General features: G+C 51.9%; 14 protein-coding genes. 7 read left to right on the forward strand and 7 right to left on the reverse strand.

Going from position 1 to position 12,595, the window contains the following annotated elements; all coding sequences use genetic code 11:
- Positions 1-153 precede the first annotated feature (153 nt).
- The gene (locus H8Z83_RS07425; protein ID WP_187014438.1) at positions 154-1,365 is read right to left on the reverse strand and encodes a hypothetical protein; all 1,212 of its coding nucleotides are present in this window, start codon (positions 1,363-1,365) and stop codon (positions 154-156) included.
- A 268-nt stretch (positions 1,366-1,633) separates the two neighbouring features.
- On the opposite strand from H8Z83_RS07425, the gene H8Z83_RS07430 reads away from it, so the two are divergent.
- From H8Z83_RS07430 to H8Z83_RS07455, 6 genes are all read left to right on the forward strand, one after another.
- Positions 1,634-1,849: a helix-turn-helix domain-containing protein gene (locus H8Z83_RS07430; protein ID WP_187014459.1), complete on the forward strand. Its 216-nt coding sequence runs from the start codon at positions 1,634-1,636 to the stop codon at positions 1,847-1,849.
- Positions 1,846-2,271 (forward strand): helix-turn-helix domain-containing protein, encoded by a 426-nt coding sequence (locus tag H8Z83_RS07435; RefSeq protein WP_187014439.1) that lies wholly within the window; start codon positions 1,846-1,848, stop codon positions 2,269-2,271. Before H8Z83_RS07430 ends, H8Z83_RS07435 begins: the two co-directional genes overlap by 4 nt.
- A gap of 719 nt (positions 2,272-2,990) precedes the next feature.
- Positions 2,991-3,425: a hypothetical protein gene (locus H8Z83_RS07440; protein ID WP_187014440.1), complete on the forward strand. Its 435-nt coding sequence runs from the start codon at positions 2,991-2,993 to the stop codon at positions 3,423-3,425.
- Complete coding sequence (locus tag H8Z83_RS07445; protein ID WP_187014441.1) at positions 3,407-3,577, forward strand: hypothetical protein; 171 nt, start codon at positions 3,407-3,409, stop codon at positions 3,575-3,577. Before H8Z83_RS07440 ends, H8Z83_RS07445 begins: the two co-directional genes overlap by 19 nt.
- 315 nt (positions 3,578-3,892) lie before the next feature.
- On the forward strand, positions 3,893-5,101 hold the full coding sequence (locus H8Z83_RS07450; RefSeq protein ID WP_187014442.1) for a tyrosine-type recombinase/integrase: 1,209 nt from the start codon (positions 3,893-3,895) through the stop codon (positions 5,099-5,101).
- Positions 5,059-6,483, forward strand: coding sequence for a tyrosine-type recombinase/integrase (locus H8Z83_RS07455; protein ID WP_187014443.1), 1,425 nt, complete (start codon positions 5,059-5,061; stop codon positions 6,481-6,483). Before H8Z83_RS07450 ends, H8Z83_RS07455 begins: the two co-directional genes overlap by 43 nt.
- Positions 6,484-6,558: 75 nt before the next feature.
- On the opposite strand, the gene H8Z83_RS07460 is transcribed toward H8Z83_RS07455, so the two are convergent.
- From H8Z83_RS07460 to H8Z83_RS07485, 6 genes are all read right to left on the reverse strand, one after another.
- Positions 6,559-6,798 carry a hypothetical protein gene (locus tag H8Z83_RS07460; protein ID WP_187014444.1) on the reverse strand — a complete coding sequence of 80 codons (240 nt, stop codon included), beginning with the start codon at positions 6,796-6,798 and terminating at the stop codon, positions 6,559-6,561.
- A 25-nt stretch (positions 6,799-6,823) separates the two neighbouring features.
- Positions 6,824-7,054, reverse strand: coding sequence for a hypothetical protein (locus H8Z83_RS07465; protein WP_187014445.1), 231 nt, complete (start codon positions 7,052-7,054; stop codon positions 6,824-6,826).
- Between the two features lie 444 nt (positions 7,055-7,498).
- Entirely contained in the window at positions 7,499-7,714 is a 216-nt protein-coding gene (locus tag H8Z83_RS07470) for a hypothetical protein (RefSeq protein WP_286148441.1), read from the reverse strand.
- Between the two features lie 226 nt (positions 7,715-7,940).
- Positions 7,941-8,519: a hypothetical protein gene (locus H8Z83_RS07475; protein WP_187014447.1), complete on the reverse strand. Its 579-nt coding sequence runs from the start codon at positions 8,517-8,519 to the stop codon at positions 7,941-7,943.
- Between the two features lie 52 nt (positions 8,520-8,571).
- The gene (locus H8Z83_RS07480) at positions 8,572-9,957 is read right to left on the reverse strand and encodes a 2-hydroxycarboxylate transporter family protein (protein ID WP_187014448.1); all 1,386 of its coding nucleotides are present in this window, start codon (positions 9,955-9,957) and stop codon (positions 8,572-8,574) included.
- Between the two features lie 54 nt (positions 9,958-10,011).
- Positions 10,012-11,181, reverse strand: coding sequence for an NAD(P)-dependent malic enzyme (locus H8Z83_RS07485; RefSeq protein WP_187014449.1), 1,170 nt, complete (start codon positions 11,179-11,181; stop codon positions 10,012-10,014).
- 143 nt (positions 11,182-11,324) lie between these two features.
- Between H8Z83_RS07485 and H8Z83_RS07490 the strand changes: the two genes are divergently transcribed.
- Positions 11,325-12,230, forward strand: a complete 906-nt coding sequence (locus H8Z83_RS07490) for a LysR family transcriptional regulator (protein ID WP_187014450.1) — start codon at positions 11,325-11,327, stop codon at positions 12,228-12,230.
- Positions 12,231-12,595: the final 365 nt, after the last annotated feature.

The following is a 12,595-nucleotide window of genomic DNA, read 5'->3' on the forward strand; positions in this document are numbered from 1 at the left end:
CATTTATTCTAATTATTCAGCCATAAAGGTGAACACAGCGAAAGTGAAAAGTTTCATGACACCTCGACAACTGAATAGCAACGCAATATTCTGCGCTGCTGAAGACAATAAAAACACCCGAGGCTGGTTATCTTAACCTGCCTCGAGTGTTTCTCATTTCCCGTATTTCTCTTTTAGGCTCTGGTGTCCCTGTTGGTCGCGGCGGCGCAGCTCCTCTGCCGAAAAGATCTTCCACTGGGGCCCCTCATCGTTCAGGTTCAGATGCGCGTAAGATTCCGGATAATACCGCTCCGGGTCAAAAGTAAAGTCCTTTGCAACAAGCCGCTGCCACATGCTCGGCTCATCAGGCAGGTCGATCTTGTCCACCTCGTAACTTGTCAGTTCATGGGTGGTGTCGATCTTTCGCAGGAATTCCTCTGCGGTCAATTTCCCCTGAACATATTCCTCCCGTGCCAGCCGAGCGTTCTCGCTCCACTGGTCGTACTGCTCGTAGTCCATGTGCATCAGGTTGGAACGGTCAGAAGGTGCCGCGTCGATCCAGCGCAGCAGGCGGGAATACATTCTGTCCCGCAGCTTTTTACAAACCAGAAGTGCCTCATCCTCCGAAGTCTTATCCAGCCTTGCCAGATTTGCGCCACGCTGTTTGCAGCTCTGTCCATCGGTCACCCGGTCACAGTACCGGGTGGCCTTTTTCGTTTTCGGGATGAAATAGCCCCAGCAGTAGTCACATCGGCAGACCCGCTGATTGTCCTGCTCGAAGTAAAGCGCCAGCACCAGCATCCGCAGTTCCATCAGACTGCGAAGCTGGAACGACCGTGGTTTTTCCAACTGCGGCAGCTTCGCCGGATCGCAGATCCGCGCGATGTCGGCGTAAGTCGCCCGCAGGTTTTCATACTGCTCCGCCGGTGTCAATCCAGCCGTGCCGTCAAAGGTGACCTCCATGATATTCTGAAGATAATTCTGTACACGCAACGGTTCCTCCATCACCCGCAGGATCTCCTGTCCAGCAACCAGCAGAAACATCGCCGTGCCGTCATCCTCTGCCTGCAAAGTCCGGTGCAGAATGTCCGTCACAACAAATCCGCTCACAGGATCGATCTCACACAAATCTGGTGTCAGCAAAATCGCCTCCGCGGCAAAGTCCTCTAAGTCGCTCACAGGAATGTCGATCCGCTCCTCAAACAGAGGATGCTCGTTCCGCAACCACCGCACCGCCTTGCGGTAGCCGGCATAGTCCAGTTCAGAAAAGGCGATCAAGGTCTCCGCGGGAGTCAGTGCAGGCATCCGCGTGATTGACCTGTCATCACAAAGCAGGATGGAATAGCGTCCATCGCCCACCTCCATCAAGTACAATTCCGAAGCCATGCCGATACCTCCTCAAAGATCACTTCCTGATGTAAGCCGCCTTGAAATTATTCTAACATAAAGGTGAACACATCGAAAGTGAAAAGTTTCATGACACCTCGACAACTGAATACCCGCAGCCGGAGTGCATACACCGTGAGGGAAGCAGCGCCAAGATCCGCAAAGGGGAGCGTGCCGACACGGGACAACGCCGCAGAAAGTCTGGGGCAGGAAGGTGTACGGTGTGCGGCCAATCAAAATCAAAACAAAAAAGAAGGGAAAATCAAAAATGAAATCATCTGTCTACAAAAGCTACGATGAACTGCCGCTGTTCCTCAACTCAGATCTTGTTGCAAAAACACTCGGTATCGCTCCGTCCAGTGCATATGAACTCATGCACGAAAAAGATTTTCCCACTCTGCACATCAACTGTCGCATGGTGGTTCCGAAAGAAAAGTTCATCCAGTGGGTGGAGGAGCACACGAAGGGCGGTGAGCGCGCATGAGAAAAACAAAACCTCCCGTTGGCTGGGAGCATGTGAAAAACTGCTTCCCCGTCCCCAACGAGCTTCTCGATTTCGATTTGCCCGGTGGATCAATCGCTGTCTACATCTTCCTGCTGCGTCATGCAGACCGAAGGACTGGCCAGTGTCATCCAAGTACTGCGACTATGGCTAAAAATCTTCACTACTGCCGAAACACCGTCGCAAGCTATGTCCGACTGCTGGAGGAACGCGGACTCATCATCACGGAGCATACTAAAATCATCACAAAGAACGGCATCAAGAAAAATGGGAATCTGCTCTACACGATAATTCCCTTACAGAAAGTCATGGAACAGCACTACGAGCAGCAGTTCAATGCATTAGAGCGTACAACAGAGCGGCGGAAGGCGCAGGCAAAGCTGGCAGAACAGCTCGGCGCATAAAAACGAAGTGTGCTTTTCTCTGTGCGCTGTTATTATGGACAACCAAAACCGTGGAGTTCCTCAGTGCAGAGAAACAGCAATGGGATCACGCAGCCCAGCGGGGCCGCGACGCCTCGGAACAGCGACGCGCATCATGCGCATCGCTGTCCCGAAGGCTCTCTGCGTTCTTTGGGAGCACCCACGACCAAGACCCAAAAGCGGCAAAGTTTGCCGTTTTAAGTCCCGGCCACGCAGGGTTTCCGAAACGTGTGGAACGCTCCGAGGGTAGTGATACCACCCCATCCGAAACGCCCCGTGTTTCGCCCTGTGAGCCGCTGTGTGCGCGGTTAGGAGATGGGGTGGCGTGTGTACCCGCCGCAGCCCCTTGAAACGAACGTTGCGGCGTTTGTGGGCGATGTGTGAAAGGGACCGGTGAATCCTGCTCCGGCGATGGAAAACTGAGCCTTTGGGGATGGGTGTTTCCCTCCCGGCCGTACCCCGTTTCGGAGGTTTTCGCCCCCTATTTACCCGTTCGATAAAAGCACAAGATAAAAGGCCGCAGTCGCAAGCGCCCGCAGCCCGGCCACAAAGCCCCGCAGTGCGGGGCTTTTCAGGGAAACGCAAACCGCAGTCGGTTTGGCGGTTTTGTAAAATAATCGCAGTCGCTCATCCGGAAAAGTCCCGTGTTTGCAGGGCTTTGCGGCGATTTTGACCGACGTCACAGAAAGGAAAGAAGAACTATGGATGATAACAAGAAAAGCACCACGATCTGGCTGCGCCCCAGCGTGATCAGCCGCATGGACGGTTGGCTGGAAGCAGATAACTGTCAAAGCCGCAGTGAATTTGTGGATAAGGCCCTGCGGTTCTACATGGGCTATCTCGGCACGGAGGACAACACCGCCTACCTCTCCCAAGCCATCCTCACCGCCATTCAGGGTACGCTGGACGACAACAACAATCGGCTCTGCCGCATTCTTTTCAAGTGCGCGGTGGAGTTGAATATGCTGTGCCACACCATCGCCGCGCACTTCCGTACCGATCCCATCCACACGCGGGAGCTGCGGGCCTACGCCGTGGATGAGGTGAAGCGCACCAACGGTCAGGTGAGTTTTGAAAACGCGGTGCGGAGCCAGCGCCGCATAGAGCCGGATGACGCATGGCCCGGATCGTACTGATCTCCCCCTACCTCAAGGGCGGACAGAATGCCGCGAAGCTGGCCCAGCGCACACGCTACGTCGCCACCCGCCCCGGCGTGGAGCTGCTGGCAGATGAGCGCAGTACACTCCCCGCGACGAAAAAAGGCTGCTCGATGCGGGTGCACATGTGAACAGGTTTGGAAACGTATTTTTTGCGCCGCAATAGTCAAAGAAACATTTGCAAAAACAGTAGCTTTGTGAGCGGAGTTGTGGTATGTGTTGTGGTTGCCAAAAGGAGGTGCCGCAATGTATGACTACATGAAAGCCCTGCAAAAGCGTTTCGACCGTCAGCCGCATCCAGACTTGGACTCTCAGGTCGAATACGCCCAAAAGGAACTGCGGTGGAACATGGACGCCGCGGGAAAGAGCTGGAGGCAGATGGGCTCTATTCCTTCGAGCTGGAGGAAGAAGAACACATCTGCCGTCCAGCGGAACAGGAGGACTAAATGGCGAAACGAAGACCGTCCGGTGACGGCATGGTGCGCAAGCGGGAGGATGGCCGCTGGGAAGGCCGTATCGTGGTGGGACACAAAAGCAGCGGTGACTCCATCTTCCGGTACATCTCCGCGCCCACGCAAAAGGAACTGTCCGCCAAACTGCGGCAGCTCACCGAAGCCTATAAAGGCGTAGACCTGACTGAAGAAAGCAATATGGCCCTCTCCGTCTGGCTGGACAAATGGCTGGACGAGTACATGGCCGCTGCGCTTCGTCCCACCACCCTGAACGGCTATCGCCGCTCTCTTGAACTCCATGTCAAACCCTATCTCGGAAACAAAACTCTCTCAAAAATCACTGCCGTCGACCTGCGGTCGCTCTACCGCACCTTGCAGGAAACCGGGCGGGTACATCCCAGAGATGGACAATCCCCCGGCCTTTCCGCCAGAACGGTCCACGGCATCCACACCACCCTGCACCACGCCCTGAAAACGGCTATGGAGCAGAACTTGATCCCCAACAATCCCGCGGCAGAAGTTGACCCGCCCAAGTTTGACGGCGCGCCCATGAAGATCCTCACCGAAGCACAACTGGACGCGTTTATGAAAGTCATTGAAAAGGATGCGTTCTGGCATAATTTCTTCTATACCGCAGTTACCACAGGTCTGCGCCGGGGTGAGATCTGCGCACTGCGGTGGGAGGATTTTGACGCAAAACAGGAAACGCTCCATGTGCGGCGCACCCTCCACAAAGAAAAAGGCAAACCGCTTACCACAGGCGATACCAAGACTTATGCAGGAACACGGAAGATCGTCCTGCCGCCCAGCACGGCACAACTCCTGCGGGAGCGAAAGAAAACAGCGCCGACCGAATGGATATTCCCTAATCCCTTTGATCCAGAGCAGCCTATCGCCCCCGGCACAGCATACAACCGCCTGAAAGCACTACTGAAAGAAACTGGACTGCCGGACATCCGCTTTCACGATCTACGCCACACCTTCGCCACCCATGCCCTATCCTCCGGTGTGGATGCCAAGACACTGGCCGGTATCCTTGGCCACACAAAGGCCAGCTTCACGCTGGACACCTACACGCACACCACCGGCGATATGCAGAAGCGGGCCGCTGAGATCGTGGGCGGTTTCCTGACCGATTACCTTGGAGAGGAGATGAATCCTTGGCAAAGCAGAGAAAGCACGGCAGCGGCACCGTCCGTCTGAGAAGCGACGGCCGGTGGGAGGGCCGCGTTGTCATCGGCTACGATGACAGCGGACTGCCCAAAACTAAAAATGTGCTGGCAAAAACAAAGGCCGAATGTGAGAAAAAACTCAAAAGTTTGATTGCCGCACAAAAAGGATCTGAGCCGCAACCGTCCCGGCAGGCCATGACAGCCGCCCAATGGCTGGACTTCTGGTATCAGACCTGCAAAAAGCCATACCTTCGCCCCAACACCCAGATGTCCTATGAACGGCGGATCTATCAGCATATCATCCCGAATCTGGGCCCCATTCCGCTGAACAAACTCACCACCGGCGACATCCAGCAGTTCTACACCGGGCTCAAACAAAATGGCCGTCTGCTTCGTCAGGAACAGTACGGCGAAGGACTTTCCGACCAAACTGTCCGCGGCATCCACACCACCTTCCACGCGGCGCTGGACAAGGCAGTCTCTGAGAAAATCATCCCCAAAAATCCCTCCGACTTCTGCCGCCTCCCCTCTGCAAAAGCCAGAGAAATGCAGATTCTCTCCCCGGAGGAGATCCAGCGGCTGCTCATTCAGGCCAAAGAGGACGGCTGCTTCGAGCTGCTCCTGCTGGAACTGTCCACTGGATTACGCCGTGGTGAGATCTGCGCCCTCCAATGGGACGATCTAAACTTCAACACCGGAGAGCTTCAGGTAAAGCGGCAGGTACACCGGGTCAAGAGAGAATTGGCAGTGTCCGAGCCGAAAACAAAGGCGTCCAACCGGAGCGTCATCCTCCCGCCCCCTGTTCTGATGGTGCTGAGCAACTACAAAACCGAAATAAACTCTGTATGGCTGTTCCCCTCCCCGCTGAACAATAACTCGCCCAGAGATCCCGCTGCTGTCCGCAAGCGGCTGACCACCATACTGGAGCGGGCAGACTGTAAGCGTGTCAGATTTCATGATCTGCGACACACTTTCGCCACCGCATCTCTGGAACACGGCATGGACATCAAGACTCTCTCTACCATTATCGGTCATGTCTCTACCGCAACAACTCTGAATGTTTACGCTCATGTCACAGACGAGATGAGGAAAATCGCTGCGGCGAAAATCGACCGAGGGATCGCCAAATCAGAATCCCTCCAAGATATAGACACAGCACCAGGGAAGCCATCTCCATCCACCTTCCGACCCTGCAAAGGTCAGCGCCGTAAACCCGGCACCGGCTGCGTCAGCCAGATCAATGAAAACCTGTGGGAAGGACGGTATTCTCCCAAACTTCCCAACGGTGACCGCCTTGCGCGAAATGTCTACGCCCACAGTGAGAAAGAATGCGAACAGAAACTGGCAGAACTGATCGTCCAAATGAAAGCAGAAATTGCCGCCCAGCGGCAGCAGCCCCAAGTCCCGGCTTGAATCACGCAAAGAAGAAACGCGAAGTTCCCGATGCCATGTCGGGAACTCCGCTTCTGTCTGTGGTATTTTATGTGGTCAACAAAAATCCGCAAAACCGTATTCGTTCAAAAAGTTGCCGAAATCAAAAGAAAACACCCGAAATCCGAAGATTTCAGGTGTTGTTCTGGAGCTGCTGACCAGATTTGAACTGGTGACCTCATCCTTACCAACCACCGTAGAGCCTTCCAGCCCTTGCTGTATAAGGCTTTGCGGCGTTTTTTTGTCCAAAAAGGATGAGGTCGCAGCCTGTTTATTCCATTGTTTCCGTCCGCTCATTTCCCCGTGTGGGTCACGGTGTGGGTCAAGCAGACACCTCTGCGTCAAAGAAACCGCGGACAGGCTTCGCCGTCATATTTCGTTTTGCCATTTCTCTCTCGTAATTGATTCGGGTAATTTCCTCAATGAAAGCTTTCTGCTTTTCGCTGGCTTTCGACCATGACACGCCGAATTTCTGGCACATCGCAAAAAAGATACGATACCACAATCTATCTTCTTCCGTTTCGTGGGTGAAGTACCACTTCGCGTCTTCCATTGTCAGCCCTCCTCATAGACAATATGGACGGTGACCACATCTTCGCTGATCTCATAAACTCCCAAGGCCACCAATTCACCAACCTGTGTTTTTAGTCCATAGATTTCAAATTTGCCTTTTGAGATATACTCGCTGGTCTAATCCGTCTGCCACCGCGGTTCTCTTGTCGTTGTCGCGGCATCTTGCTATGTCATCGGTTCAATAACTATGGGCAACTGCTGATTGGTGGCATCATAAACAAACGGTCGAAACTGCACAGTCCTCACCTCTTAAATAGCATACCACAGTTTCTGCAAAAAATGAAGTGGCAAATTGAAGCTGTCGCAGTTATGCTTCTCGTTCAAAAAACGCACCGCTGTAAATAAAGAATACTCCCCCCGCATTTGTGATCTCTTTACTAAAATAGAAAACCACAAATTAATACATCCCTCCATCTTTATCTACTTACAGCCGCTCCATATCTTTTGCAAACTCGTTCATACGGACATCCGCGTTAAAAAAATGGAAACCCCAGATTTTGTATTTGTTGTCATCCACAAAGATTTTTGTTGCGACTGCCTTATCCTCGATTTCAAGCAAGAAGTCCTCTTTCCACTTCCCCTCAGCAATGAGGTGCGTTCCTTTTGGTTCAATGAACACTTGCAACTGCTCATGGCCCACCTCGTTCTGCTTATCTGACTTGTGTATTATAGTGACTTCAAACCCATAAGAAAAATGCTTTGTTGATATGTACGGTATATGATTTTGTTATCGACTCATATACCCAAACAGCGCCAAACAGGACAAACGGCCGCCCTTAAAAGAGTGACCGTTTGTCCTGTTTGAAATAGAGAGTAGAAAAAGCAGGTATCTATAAAAAAACAGCTCATAACTGTTATTTTGAGCGTCAAGATTGCGGTGCAGAATGCAGGATATTCCACGCCTGCACCGCAATTTCCGGGAGGAGTTCATAGCTAAGCATCAAATCTCCATTTTTCATTGCCATCGTATCCGCTGTATCCGGAATGTAGGTAAGGTCATGGTCACCACACTTATGGGGCGCACAGCGGACTGCTGCTTCCCATGCGGCGTTTTCCAACGCCTGTGCCTCCGGGAACTGGCGATACTGTTCACGGCAACGGAACTGTTCCCGCACCGTTCCCACTATCCCCAAAAGTCCGCCGACTGCGGCGGCAACACCACAAAGTCGAAGCGCTCCCTCACCGCTATAAAACACGATGGAACCTGCCAGTCCTAAAAGGAAGATGGCTACAAAAGGGAAAATGGCTTTTGCAGACACGCCACCTAAATCTCTTTGGAGCTGTTCGTGGGCACAAGCAGTGCATACATGAAATTCCGCTGGAGCACCTACAGCCTGTACCCGCTTTTCTCCGCTCGGCTCGCGAAGGTGCAATGTATGAATCGTCAGTGCCCGAAAATGATACTGTGCCGCTGCACCGCATTGAATACAAGCATACTTTTTCATAATTCACCACATGGGGGCGCACTATTATCGGTGCGCCCCCATTTTTGCGCTGTTACAGAAGCGAACCCAGTGTGGAGAGCAGCAAGCTGCCGATAATCAAAATGATTGCACCGCCAAGTCGAGAAGAAATTTGGGCGAAGGGCATCAATTCCATGCGGTCAGCCGCGGAAAGGACTGCCACATCGCCGGTACCGCCCATGTTTGCCATACAGAGACCTGCGGTGATACCGGCCTCCACCGGATAGAATCCGACCCACTTGCCAACGATGGCCGCACCGAAGAACGCGCCGACACAGGTGACAAGGCACAAAATGAGGTACGTCAAGCTGAAGCTCTCAATAACCGTATCAAGGCTCAGGTAGCACAGGCCGATGCCGACCAGCAGCGTGGTGGTCAGGTTCTTCATCACGAACTGGAACCACTGGTAGCAGGCCACCTCAATATTCTCTGGTAGGAGGTTGCAGATCTTGCAGATGGCTACAGTGATAATCATCCATGCGTAAGCGTGGATGCTGACACTCGGAACAAACTTCGACCAGATTTTAGCCACGATGAAACCCCAGGCGAAGAACGAATTTGAAACAAACAAACCGATACCGAGGTTCTTCACATCGATCTTGTCACGTTTGGCCTGCATCTCAGGACTGATTTCCAATTCCTTTGGATCTACGGTGCCAGTCTGCATCAATGCTCCCTGACCATTCCAGCTCTTACTGGCAATGACCTTGACAACAATGCCGGCAAATACAATAGAAATGGCGTTACCGATAGCGACAGCCGGCGTCATCACAGAGATTGCCTCTGCCGCGGTCATGGTGTTGGAGCTCTCAAAAATCTTTGACAGAGGAACCGCGCCAGCACCCATACCGCCGCCCATGATAGGAAGAGCAATGAGCAACAGAGCTTTGATGGTGCCATAGCCCATGATGGCGGCAGTTCCCATACAGAGGGCAAAGGAGAGAATCAGACCGCCCAAGATGGCTGGGAAGTAACGTGCTGCTGCTTTTTTCAGTAAGGTGCTGTTCATGCCAAGGATTGATCCAGTAATTAGTGCAGCGATATAAAAATCAAGGAAAGCGCCGGTTGGTTTAAAAAAAGATGTAATATTGCCTACCAAATCATAATTGCAGGCCATATTGTAAATCTTGGTGCCGTCATCCAGCGTTTTTGTCAGTGCCGGCAGTAGGTTGAAGTAGTTTAGCAGTGCTGTACCGAACAGGACAACAATGGCACCGCCGCCTAAATAGGAACGGATAATAGGCGTCTTTTCACCGATCTCATAGAGAATCGTGCCCAGCACGATCATGAACGCGAAGCAACCAGACATGCCCTTTGGTAGACTGCCTGTATAAGTAGCGAGCAGAATTACAACGGCAAAAACAGCAAAATAATACCATGGAAGATTAAACAGCTTATAGGTTTCCTTTTTTTCTGACATGGTGATTCCCTCCCAAAAGGATTTGATTTTTCAGGAAATCTGGTATATGCTTATTTAAATACGGGCCACGCCGCTCTTGCGTGCAGCCTCGGCCACAGCCTTTGCCACGGCGGAACCCACTCTGGGATCAAAAGCAGCGGGGATGATGTAATCCTCGGAGAGCTGATCGCCCACAAGCGCCGCCAGTGCTTCCGCCGCCGCAACCTTCATCTCCTCGTTAATATCACTGGCCCGCACATCAAAGGCTCCGCGGAAGATGCCGGGGAAGGCCAGCACATTGTTGATCTGGTTGGGATAATCACTGCGGCCAGTGGAAATGACCTTGGCACCGCCCGCTTTAGCCGCATCCGGGAAAATTTCCGGTGTTGGATTGGCACAGGCGAAGATGATGGCATCCTTGTTCATGGTCTTGACCATTTCAGTGGTGACGGTGTTCGGTGCGCTGACGCCGATAAATACATCCGCACCTACCAGCATATCCGCAAGAGAACCTGCCTTATGGTCAAGGTTCGTAACCTCTGCCATTTCCGCCTTGATCCAGTTCAACCCTTCACGGCCCTTGTAAATTGCGCCCTTGCGGTCGCACATTGTAATATCCTTGAACCCGGCGGAAAGCAACAACTTCGTAATGGCGATGGCTGCCGCTCCTGCACCGGAAGTAACAATCCGCACATCTTCTTTCTTTTTGCCGACTACCTTCAGGGCATTGGTCAGACCCGCCAGCGTAATAACAGCAGTGCCGTGCTGGTCATCGTGGAAAATAGGGATGTCACACTTTTCTTTCAACTTGCGCTCAATTTCAAAGCAACGGGGTGCCGCAATATCTTCAAGGTTAATACCGCCAAAAGAGCCAGAGATATTGTAGACGGTTTCCACAAATTCATCTACGTCCTTTGTTTTAACACAGATGGGAAATGCGTCTACATCGCCAAATGCCTTGAACAGCACACATTTACCCTCCATAACAGGCATACCGGCTTCAGGGCCAATATCACCTAACCCCAGAACAGCGCTGCCATCCGTAATAACAGCCGCCATATTCCAACGCCGGGTCAGTTCATAGCTCTTAGTGGGATCTTTTTGAATTTCCAAGCAGGGCTGCGCCACGCCGGGCGTGTAAGCTAAAGAGAGGTCATCCTTTGTTTTGACAGGAACACGGGTCACCATTTCGATCTTGCCCTTCCATTCACCGTGCAATCTCAAAGATTCTTTTGCATAATCCATTGTTTATTCCTCCGTTACCGGCATTTCCTGCCGTTTTTTGATAAAAAAATTATATCCGCTTGTTCTGCATTTGTGAAATACGAAGAAAACCTACTCCATATATAAAATTTACATAACCGTTTTTCACAAAGGAGGGTCCTGATATGAACATCAGCTATGACAGCTACCGTGTTTTTTACTATGCCGCAAAGTATAAGAGTTTTTCGCGAGCTGCCGCTGCGCTCTATAATAACCAACCAAATGTTACCCGAATCATCAAGCGATTGGAATCTGAACTGCATTGCGCCCTGTTTTTTCGTTCATCACTGGGAGTACGCCTAACGCCGGAGGGTGAGAAGCTCTATACGCATATTGCAGTTGCCTTTGAAAGCATTGAAGCTGGTGAGGATGAGTTGCTTTCCGATCAAAGTTTGCATGGCGGTATTGTACATATTGCCGCCAGCGGACTTGCGTTACAGGGATGCCTTCTGCGAGTTCTTGCCCGATACCGCAAGGAATACCCTCTTGTTCACATTTACCTGACAAACAATTCAACGCCACAAGGCCTTACTGCCGTACAAAACGGATTAGCTGATTTTGCGGTTGTGTCCGAAGGGGCTGTGGTTCCGGATTCACTTGAAAAGCAGCGGGTGGGAGAAATTCAGGAGATTCCGATCTGCGGAACTGCCTTTCCCGAACTGACACAGGGGCCTGTAACGCTTGCCAAGCTCACGGAGTATCCCATTGTGTGCCTTGCGATGGGAACCTCCTCCCACGATTTTTATTCTGAGCTCTTTCTCCGCTGCAAGCTGCCTTTTAGCCCGGATGTGGAAGTCGAAACCATCGATCAGGTTCCCCCTGTTGTTCGCAGCAATCTCGGCATTGGTTTTGTCCCCCACGAAATGCTTTACGGTTCACCAGAATTTACTGGAATTTACCCCATCACACTGGAAGAGCCGATCACTCCCCGCAGCATTTACCTGTTCCAGCGGAAAAATCAGCCCTTGAGCATTGCCGCAAAGCACTTGCGGCAAATGTTATTGGCTCCAACAGAGGAATCTGACAACTGATATAAGCAAAAAGGCACCGTCTACACATACAGATTTCATCTTTTGGGTATGCAAAATCATACAACCGTTTGTAGATGTGGTCTCATTCCACGTAGATTAAGTAGTGATTAGCCTTAATTGGCCCACCTTGACACACCTTCCAATTTGTCCTATAGTGATGATAGGCGAAAGCCAAATCTCGCGGCTTTCCGGTGAGGTCCACACCCCGGTGTGACCTCAGGCGTTCATGGACCCCGTAGGGCATTATGACCACCCTGTACGCAGGAAGTTCCATGAAGGTCGACAGTTTTTGGCGCTGTACCGGCAGCGCGGGTGTGTACCCTTCCGTTGAAAGCGGAAAGGACACAAAATGAACGACTATGTCG

Source organism: Dysosmobacter segnis (assembly GCF_014297285.1).
In the GTDB taxonomy this organism is placed as follows: domain Bacteria; phylum Bacillota; class Clostridia; order Oscillospirales; family Oscillospiraceae; genus Oscillibacter; species Oscillibacter segnis.

Excerpts from the sequence above, each read along its gene's own strand:
- H8Z83_RS07425 (WP_187014438.1), bottom strand. The coding sequence starts at position 1,365 with ATGGCTTCGGAATTGTACTTGATGGAGGTGGGCGATGGACGCTATTCC.
- H8Z83_RS07430 (WP_187014459.1), top strand. The coding sequence starts at position 1,634 with ATGAAATCATCTGTCTACAAAAGCTACGATGAACTGCCGCTGTTCCTC.
- H8Z83_RS07435 (WP_187014439.1), top strand. The coding sequence starts at position 1,846 with ATGAGAAAAACAAAACCTCCCGTTGGCTGGGAGCATGTGAAAAACTGC.
- H8Z83_RS07440 (WP_187014440.1), top strand. The coding sequence starts at position 2,991 with ATGGATGATAACAAGAAAAGCACCACGATCTGGCTGCGCCCCAGCGTG.
- H8Z83_RS07445 (WP_187014441.1), top strand. The coding sequence starts at position 3,407 with ATGGCCCGGATCGTACTGATCTCCCCCTACCTCAAGGGCGGACAGAAT.
- H8Z83_RS07450 (WP_187014442.1), top strand. The coding sequence starts at position 3,893 with ATGGCGAAACGAAGACCGTCCGGTGACGGCATGGTGCGCAAGCGGGAG.
- H8Z83_RS07460 (WP_187014444.1), bottom strand. The coding sequence starts at position 6,798 with ATGAGCGGACGGAAACAATGGAATAAACAGGCTGCGACCTCATCCTTT.
- H8Z83_RS07465 (WP_187014445.1), bottom strand. The coding sequence starts at position 7,054 with ATGGAAGACGCGAAGTGGTACTTCACCCACGAAACGGAAGAAGATAGA.
- H8Z83_RS07475 (WP_187014447.1), bottom strand. The coding sequence starts at position 8,519 with ATGAAAAAGTATGCTTGTATTCAATGCGGTGCAGCGGCACAGTATCAT.
- H8Z83_RS07480 (WP_187014448.1), bottom strand. The coding sequence starts at position 9,957 with ATGTCAGAAAAAAAGGAAACCTATAAGCTGTTTAATCTTCCATGGTAT.
- H8Z83_RS07485 (WP_187014449.1), bottom strand. The coding sequence starts at position 11,181 with ATGGATTATGCAAAAGAATCTTTGAGATTGCACGGTGAATGGAAGGGC.
- H8Z83_RS07490 (WP_187014450.1), top strand. The coding sequence starts at position 11,325 with ATGAACATCAGCTATGACAGCTACCGTGTTTTTTACTATGCCGCAAAG.